The sequence below is a fragment of the Actinomycetospora sp. genome (genome assembly GCF_055612215.1).
Genome location: NZ_JBVPVA010000734.1, coordinates 1 through 6,769, shown reverse-complemented (window position 1 = coordinate 6,769; position 6,769 = coordinate 1). Strand labels below are relative to the sequence as shown.

The 6,769-nt window shown below is 73.5% G+C and carries 8 protein-coding genes; all 8 read left to right on the top strand.

From position 1 onward, the window contains the following. A partial coding sequence (gene rpsB / locus AC0CYZ_RS20045) for a 30S ribosomal protein S2 (RefSeq protein ID WP_472218510.1) occupies nt 1-733 on the top strand: 733 nt, incomplete at its 5' end. Between the two features lie 103 nt (nt 734-836). Then, nucleotides 837-1,652, top strand: a complete 816-nt coding sequence (gene tsf / locus AC0CYZ_RS20040; RefSeq protein ID WP_472218508.1) for a translation elongation factor Ts — start codon at nt 837-839, stop codon at nt 1,650-1,652. Nucleotides 1,653-1,759: 107 nt separating this feature from the next. Beyond that, nucleotides 1,760-2,521, top strand: a complete 762-nt coding sequence (gene pyrH / locus AC0CYZ_RS20035) for a UMP kinase (RefSeq protein WP_472218514.1) — start codon at nt 1,760-1,762, stop codon at nt 2,519-2,521. Nucleotides 2,522-2,553: 32 nt separating this feature from the next. Continuing rightward, entirely contained in the window at nt 2,554-3,111 is a 558-nt protein-coding gene (frr, locus tag AC0CYZ_RS20030) for a ribosome recycling factor (RefSeq protein WP_472218506.1), read from the top strand. Between the two features lie 51 nt (nt 3,112-3,162). Next, on the top strand, nt 3,163-4,113 hold the full coding sequence (locus AC0CYZ_RS20025; RefSeq protein ID WP_472218504.1) for a phosphatidate cytidylyltransferase: 951 nt from the start codon (nt 3,163-3,165) through the stop codon (nt 4,111-4,113). Next, the gene (locus AC0CYZ_RS20020; protein WP_472218502.1) at nt 4,110-4,829 is read left to right on the top strand and encodes a class I SAM-dependent methyltransferase; all 720 of its coding nucleotides are present in this window, start codon (nt 4,110-4,112) and stop codon (nt 4,827-4,829) included. The genes AC0CYZ_RS20025 and AC0CYZ_RS20020 overlap by 4 nt, the downstream gene beginning before the upstream one ends. 349 nt (nt 4,830-5,178) lie before the next feature. After that, nucleotides 5,179-5,679 (top strand): hypothetical protein, encoded by a 501-nt coding sequence (locus tag AC0CYZ_RS20015; RefSeq protein ID WP_472218500.1) that lies wholly within the window; start codon nt 5,179-5,181, stop codon nt 5,677-5,679. 35 nt (nt 5,680-5,714) lie between these two features. After that, on the top strand, nt 5,715-6,769 hold a 1,055-nt coding region (gene rlmN, locus AC0CYZ_RS20010; protein WP_472218512.1), incomplete at its 3' end, for a 23S rRNA (adenine(2503)-C(2))-methyltransferase RlmN.

The following is a 6,769-nucleotide window of genomic DNA, read 5'->3' as shown; positions in this document are numbered from 1 at the left end:
GGGCGGCATGCTCACGAACTTCCAGACCGTGCACAAGCGGCTGCAGCGCCTCAAGGAGCTCGAGGCGATGGAGCAGTCCGGCGGCTTCGAGGGTCGCACCAAGAAGGAGATCCTCATGCTCTCCCGGGAGCACGAGAAGCTCGAGAAGACCCTCGGCGGTATCCGCGACATGGCCCGCGTCCCGAGCGCGGTCTGGATCGTGGACACCAAGAAGGAGCACATCGCCGTCGGCGAGGCGCGCAAGCTGAACATCCCGGTCGTCGCGATCCTCGACACGAACTGCGACCCGGACGAGGTCGACTACCCGATCCCGGGCAACGACGACGCGATCCGCTCCGCCGCCCTGCTGACCAAGGTCGTCGCCCAGGCATGCGCCGACGGGCTCCAGACCCGCAGCCAGCGCCAGAGCGGGACCGAGGAGGAGCCGGCGGCCGACGCGGCGGTCGAGCGCGAGTTCGCCGCCGTCGGTGGCGACGGTGCCTCGGCGCCGGAGAGCCTGCCGTCGAACGCCGCCACGGACGCCCCGGGGGACGCGCCGGTCGCGAGCCCCGAGGCCGAGACCCACACCGACGCGCACGTGTCGACGCAGGGGTCGCAGAACCGCAGCCCCGGCGGCGAGGACCGGCCGGAGCGCACCGAGGGGGTCGCCGAGGCCCCGGGCGGCGCGGACGACAACGCGATCGACGCCGCCCCGGCCGCGGGCACCCCGCAGAACGGCCAGGCGAGCCGCTGACACCGCGACGGCGGCCTCCTCCGGGAGGCCGCCGTCGGGTGCAGCGGGGCTCCCGGCCCAGACCAGCCCCACCACGAAGACCCACGAGGGGAACGGACCCACGATGGCGAACTACACCGCCGCCGACGTGAAGAAGCTCCGCGAAGCCACCGGCTCCGGGATGATGGACTGCAAGAAGGCGCTCGAGGAGAACGAGGGCGACTTCGACAAGGCCATCGAGGCGCTGCGGATCAAGGGCGCCAAGGACGTCGGCAAGCGCGCCGGCCGCACCACGGCCAACGGCGTCGTCGCCGCGCGCGCCGGCTCCATGATCGAGCTCAACTCCGAGACCGACTTCGTCGCCAAGAACCCCGACTTCGTCCAGCTGGCCGAGGACATCCTCGGCGTGGCGATCGCGGAGAAGACGGGCGACCTCGAGGCCCTCAAGGCCGCGAAGCTCGGCGACGGCACCGTGGAGGACGCCGTCGCGGCGCTCTCCGCCCGCATCGGCGAGAAGCTGGAGCTGCGCCGCGTCGTGACCCTCGAGGGTCCGACCGCGACGTACCTGCACCGCCGCTCGTCCGACCTGCCGCCGGCGATCGGCGTGGTCGTGGCCTACCAGGGCGGCGACGACGACGCCGCCCGCGGCGCCGCGATGCAGGTCGCGGCCGCGCGCCCGCTGTACACCACGCGCGAGGAGGTGCCGGCCGACGTCATCGAGAGCGAGCGACGGGTCGCCGAGGCCACCGCGCGCGAGGAGGGCAAGCCGGAGAAGATCATCGACCGCATCGTCGAGGGTCGGCTCAACGGCTACTACAAGGACACCGTGCTGCTCGAGCAGGACTCGGTCTCGGTCGACAAGAAGTCGGTCGGGGCGGTGCTGAAGGACGCGGGCGTCGAGCTCCGCACCTTCGCCCGCTTCGAGGTCGGCCAGCCCTGATCCGTCCCGCCCTCCGAGCCCGCGGTGTCGCACCGCGGGCCCGGACGGCGGTCACCGGAGAGCAGCGCACCGGACGAGGGGAGCCGTCGGCAGTGACCGGTACGGAGATCGTCGACGCAGTCACCGAGCTCTCCGACGAGTGGGTCCCGGGCCCCCGGCGCCGGGTGCTGCTCAAGCTCGGCGGCGAGATGTTCGGCGGTGGCGGTGTCGGGGTGGACCCGACCGTGGTCCGCACGGTCGCCCGGCAGATCGCCGAGGTCGTCCGGACCGGGGTGCAGATCGCGGTCGTGATCGGCGGCGGCAACTTCTTCCGCGGCGAGGAGCTCTCCCAGGCCGGGATGCAGCGCCAGCGCAGCGACTACATGGGCATGCTCGGCACGGTCATGAACTGCCTGGCCCTGCAGGACTTCCTCGAGCGCGAGCACCACGTCGACACTCGCGTGCAGACCGCCATCACGATGGGCCAGGTCGCCGAGGCGTACATCCCCCGCCGCGCGATCCGGCACCTCGAGAAGGGCCGGGTCGTCATCTTCGGCGCCGGCGTCGGGATGCCCTACTTCTCCACGGACACCACCGCGGCCCAACGCGCGCTCGAGATCGAGTGCGAGATGGTGCTGCTGGCCAAGGGCGTGGACGGCGTCTTCACCGCCGACCCGAAGATCGACCCCACGGCGACGATGTACACGGAGATCACCCACCGCGAGGTCCTGGAGAAGGGCCTCAAGGTCGCCGACGCCACCGCGTTCAGCCTCTGCATGGACAACCAGATGCCGATCATGGTGTTCAACCTGCTCGTCGAGGGGAACATCGCGCGGGCGGTGCGGGGTGAGAGGATCGGCACGCTGGTCCACACGCCCGTCCAGCACTGAGCACTCCCCGTGCGCCGAGAGAGGAGACCCCAGTGATCGACGAGACCCTCCTCGACGCCGAGGAGAAGATGGAGAAGGCCGTCAGCGTCGCGCGCGAGGACCTCTCCGGCGTCCGGACCGGGCGTGCGAGCCCCGCGATGTTCAACCGCATCAGCGTGGAGTACTACGGCTCGTACACCCCGCTGCCGCAGCTCGCGTCGGTCGCCGTGCCCGAGGCCCGTATGGCGGTGATCAAGCCCTACGACGTGAGCTCGCTGGGCGTCATGGAGCGCGCGATCCGCGACTCCGACCTCGGTGTGAACCCGTCGAACGACGGCACGCTGATCCGCGTCGTCTTCCCGGAGCTCTCCGAGGAGCGGCGCCGGGACATGGTCAAGGTCGCCCGGAGCAAGGGCGAGGACGCCCGCGTGTCCATCCGCAGCGTCCGCCGCGGCGCCATGACCGAACTGCAGCGCATCGCGAAGGACGGCGAGGCGGGGGAGGACGAGGTGTCCCGGGCCGAGAAGGAGCTCGAGGCCACCACCTCCACCTACGTCGCGAAGATCGACGACATGGTCAAGGCCAAGGAGACCGAGCTGCTCGACATCTGAGCGGCCGACCCGGGGCTCGCGCCGCCGGGTCCTCGATCCGGGAGGTCCGTGGTGGCGGAGGACGTGGCGGGGCCCGCTCCGTCGGACGCTGCTCCGTCGTCCGGCGGGGCCGCTCCGTCGAACGGGTCCGGGTCGACGGACGGCTCCGGGTCGACGGACGCCTCGGGGTCGGCGAGCGGCTCCGGGTCGCGCGCGGGCCGCAACCTGCCGCTGGCCATCGGGGTCGGCCTGCTCATGGGCGCGGTCATCATCGTCTCGCTGCTCACCGTCCGGCAGATCTGGATCGGCATCGTCGCCCTCTCGGCCGCCGTCGGGACCTGGGAGGTCTTCGGCGCGCTCAACCGCGCGGCCGGCATCCGGCTCTCCCGCGTGCCGGTGCTCATCGGCGGCCAGGCGATGATCTGGCTGTCCTGGCCGTTCGGCACCGAGGGCATCCTCGGCTCGCTGCTGGTCACGGTCCTCGGCTGCTTCGTGTGGCGCATGCGGCTGGGCGCGGCCGGCTTCGTCCGCGACGTCGGCGCCTCGATGCTCGTGCTCTGCTGGATCCCGCTCTGCATGGCGTTCGGCGCCATGCTCGTCGTGCCACCCGACGGGCGGGCGCGCGTCCTCGTCTTCCTGATCATCGTGGTCTGCTCGGACACCGGTGGATACGCGGCCGGCGTGCTGTTCGGCAAGCACCCGATGGCGCCCAAGGTCAGCCCCAAGAAGTCCTGGGAGGGGCTCGCCGGCTCGATGGTGCTCGGCTCCACCGGGGCGGCGCTGTCCCTGATGTGGCTGCTCCACGCCCCCTGGTGGTACGGCCTGATCCTCGGCCCGCTGCTGGTGTGCACCGCGGTCATCGGTGACCTCGTCGAGTCCCTGGTCAAGCGCGACCTCGGTATCAAGGACATGGGCCACACGATCCCCGGCCACGGCGGCCTCATGGAGCGGCTGGACTCGCTGGTCACCTCCGCGCCGGTCGCGTGGCTGCTGCTGTTCGTGCTCGTCCCCGTCGTGACGTGACGCTCCCCGGGGTCACCGAGAGCCCGAACATCTGGCGCTGGCCCGACGTCTACGAGGCCGAGAACGCCGCCCAGGACGCGACGGGTGCGCTCTGGGAGGCCCTCGAGGAGGTCGTGGACCTCGACGGCGTCGACCTCGTCGACGTCGGATGCGGCGACGGCTACCACCTGCCGCGGTTCGCGACGACGGCGCGGCGCGTCACCGGCGTCGAGCCCCACCCGCCGCTGGTGGAACGGGCGCGCCGCCGGTGCGAGGACCTCCCGACGGTGTCCGTCCTCGGCGGCAGCGCCGCGGCCCTCCCGCTGCCCGACCGCTCGGCCGACGTCGTCCACGCCCGCACCGCCTACTTCTTCGGACCCGGCTGCGAGCCCGGCCTCGCGGAGGCGGACCGGGTCCTGTGCCCGGGCGGCGCCCTCGTCGTCGTGGACCTCGACGCCACCCGCCACTCGTACGGCGCCTGGATGCGGGCCTCGGCACCGGGGTACGACCCGCGGACCGCCGAGCGCTTCTTCGCGGACCGGGGGTTCTCGACCCGGCGGGTCGACACCCTGTGGCGCTTCCCCGACCGGGCGACCCTCTCCGCGGTGCTCCACATCGAGTTCACCCCGGCGGTCGCCGGTCGCGCCGTGGACGGCACACCGGGGCTCGCCCTGCCGGTGGCCTACCGGATCCACGTCCGCCGCCGACCGTCGGGCCTGGTGCCGGTCGGCCGCTGAGCGCCGCGTCCTGCGAGGGGCACGTCGGGGCGGCGTGCGGCGCGCTGTGCCTGCCTCGTGTGCTCCTGATCGACCGGGGGACCGGCAGCGCTGTGCCCAGCGCCCCTGCCCGGCAGCCCGACCCCGGGACGCGGCTACCGTGGAGGGCGTGTCGTACCCGCATCCCGGTCCCTACCCCGGTGACCCCTACCGCAGCGGTGGAGACGGCCCGGGCGGCTGGGACCGTGGCCCGTCGGGACCTCCGCGCGGCGGTCCGCGCCTCCCCGGCTCCGGTGGACCCGGCGGGTCCCGTGGTGGACCCCGGGGCGGCCGGTCCCCGCGTTCCTCGATCCGGCTCGACCCGGTCATCGTGGAGTGCCTCGTCGGCGTCGCGTGGCTGACGGTCGGGACCCTCGGCCTCGGCTCCGACGGCGCCGGCACGCTGCTGCTCGCGGGCGGGATCGCGCTCGTCGTCTTCATCCTCGTCGAGAACCGGCGGCGGGGCTCGCGCGCCCTCGACCCCCGCGCCTCCGGCGACCTGCTGCGCTACGGCGCGTTCGCGATCGGCGGGATCGTGGTGGTCACGGTGCTGCTCGGGCTGATCTCGGCCGCGTACCTCGGCCCGGGGGTGGCCGCCGTGATCACCGGGGTCGCCTTCCTCGCGCTCGCCCGCTCGACCGGACAGCGCCCGACGCAGTGGCTCGGGATCGCGCTGATCGCCCTGGGCGTGCTCGGTGCGCTGATGTCGACCCAGGAGACCGGCAGCTTCGTCTCGCAGGGCCTGCTGGGCCTGGTGTGCGGGGTGCTGGTGCTGCTCTCGGCCGCGGACCGGATCGGGCTGCTGGAGACGCTGCGGGACCGGGTCCGGTGAGCGCGGACCCCCAGACCGGCACCGGGCTCCCCGTCCTGTCCCTCACGGGGACCGGCACCCGCCGCACCCGCCCGCCCCGGCACTTCGCCGACCTCGGGCCCGACGCCCGGAAGGCCGCCGTCATCGAGCTCGGCCTGCCGGGCTTCCGCGCCGACCAGGTCTCGCGCCAGTACTACGGCCGCTACGAGGGCGACCCGGCGGCGATGACCGATCTGCCGACCGCCGCCCGCGAGACCCTCGCCGCGCTGTTCCCGCCCCTGTTCGAGCCCGCGTCGGTGGTCGAGTGCGACGGCGGCACCACCCGCAAGACGCTGTGGCGCGCCGCCGACGGCGCCCTGGTCGAGAGCGTCCTCATGGGCTACTCCGACCGCGCCACCGTCTGCATCTCCAGCCAGGCCGGCTGCGGGATGGCCTGCCCGTTCTGCGCCACCGGCCAGGGCGGGCTGCAGCGCAACATGTCGACCGCCGAGATCGTCGAGCAGGTCCGGACGGCCGCCGCCGCCGCGCGGGACGGGGCGCTCGGCGCCGGCGTCCCCGCCCGGCTGTCGAACATCGTCTTCATGGGCATGGGCGAGCCGCTGGCCAACTACCGCCGGGTGGTCGACGCGCTCCACCGGATCTGCGACCCGGCCCCCGCCGGGCTGGGCATCAGCCAGCGGTCGGTCACGGTGTCCACGGTCGGGCTGGTGCCCGCGATCCACCGGCTCGCCGACGAGGGCCTGCAGGTCACCCTGGCCGTCTCGCTGCACACCCCCGACGACGAGCTGCGCGACAGCCTGGTCCCGGTCAACACCCGCTGGCCGGTCCGCGAGGTCTTCGAGGCCGCCCGGCACTACGCCGACGTCACCGGGCGCCGGGTGTCCATCGAGTACGCCCTGATCCGCGACGTCAACGACCAGCCCTGGCGGGCGGACCTGCTCGCGAAGCTCGCCTCGCAGCACCTGGGCCGGCTCGTGCACGTCAACCTCATCCCGCTCAACCCGACCCCGGGCTCGAAGTGGGACGCGAGCCCCGCCACGGTGCAGGCGGAGTTCGTCCGCCGGGTGCGCCAGGGCGGGGTGGCCTGCACGGTGCGCGACACCCGCGGGCG

Bases quoted from the DNA above. Each gene is read 5' to 3' on its own strand.
- tsf (WP_472218508.1), top strand. From the start codon at position 837: ATGGCGAACTACACCGCCGCCGACGTGAAGAAGCTCCGCGAAGCCACC.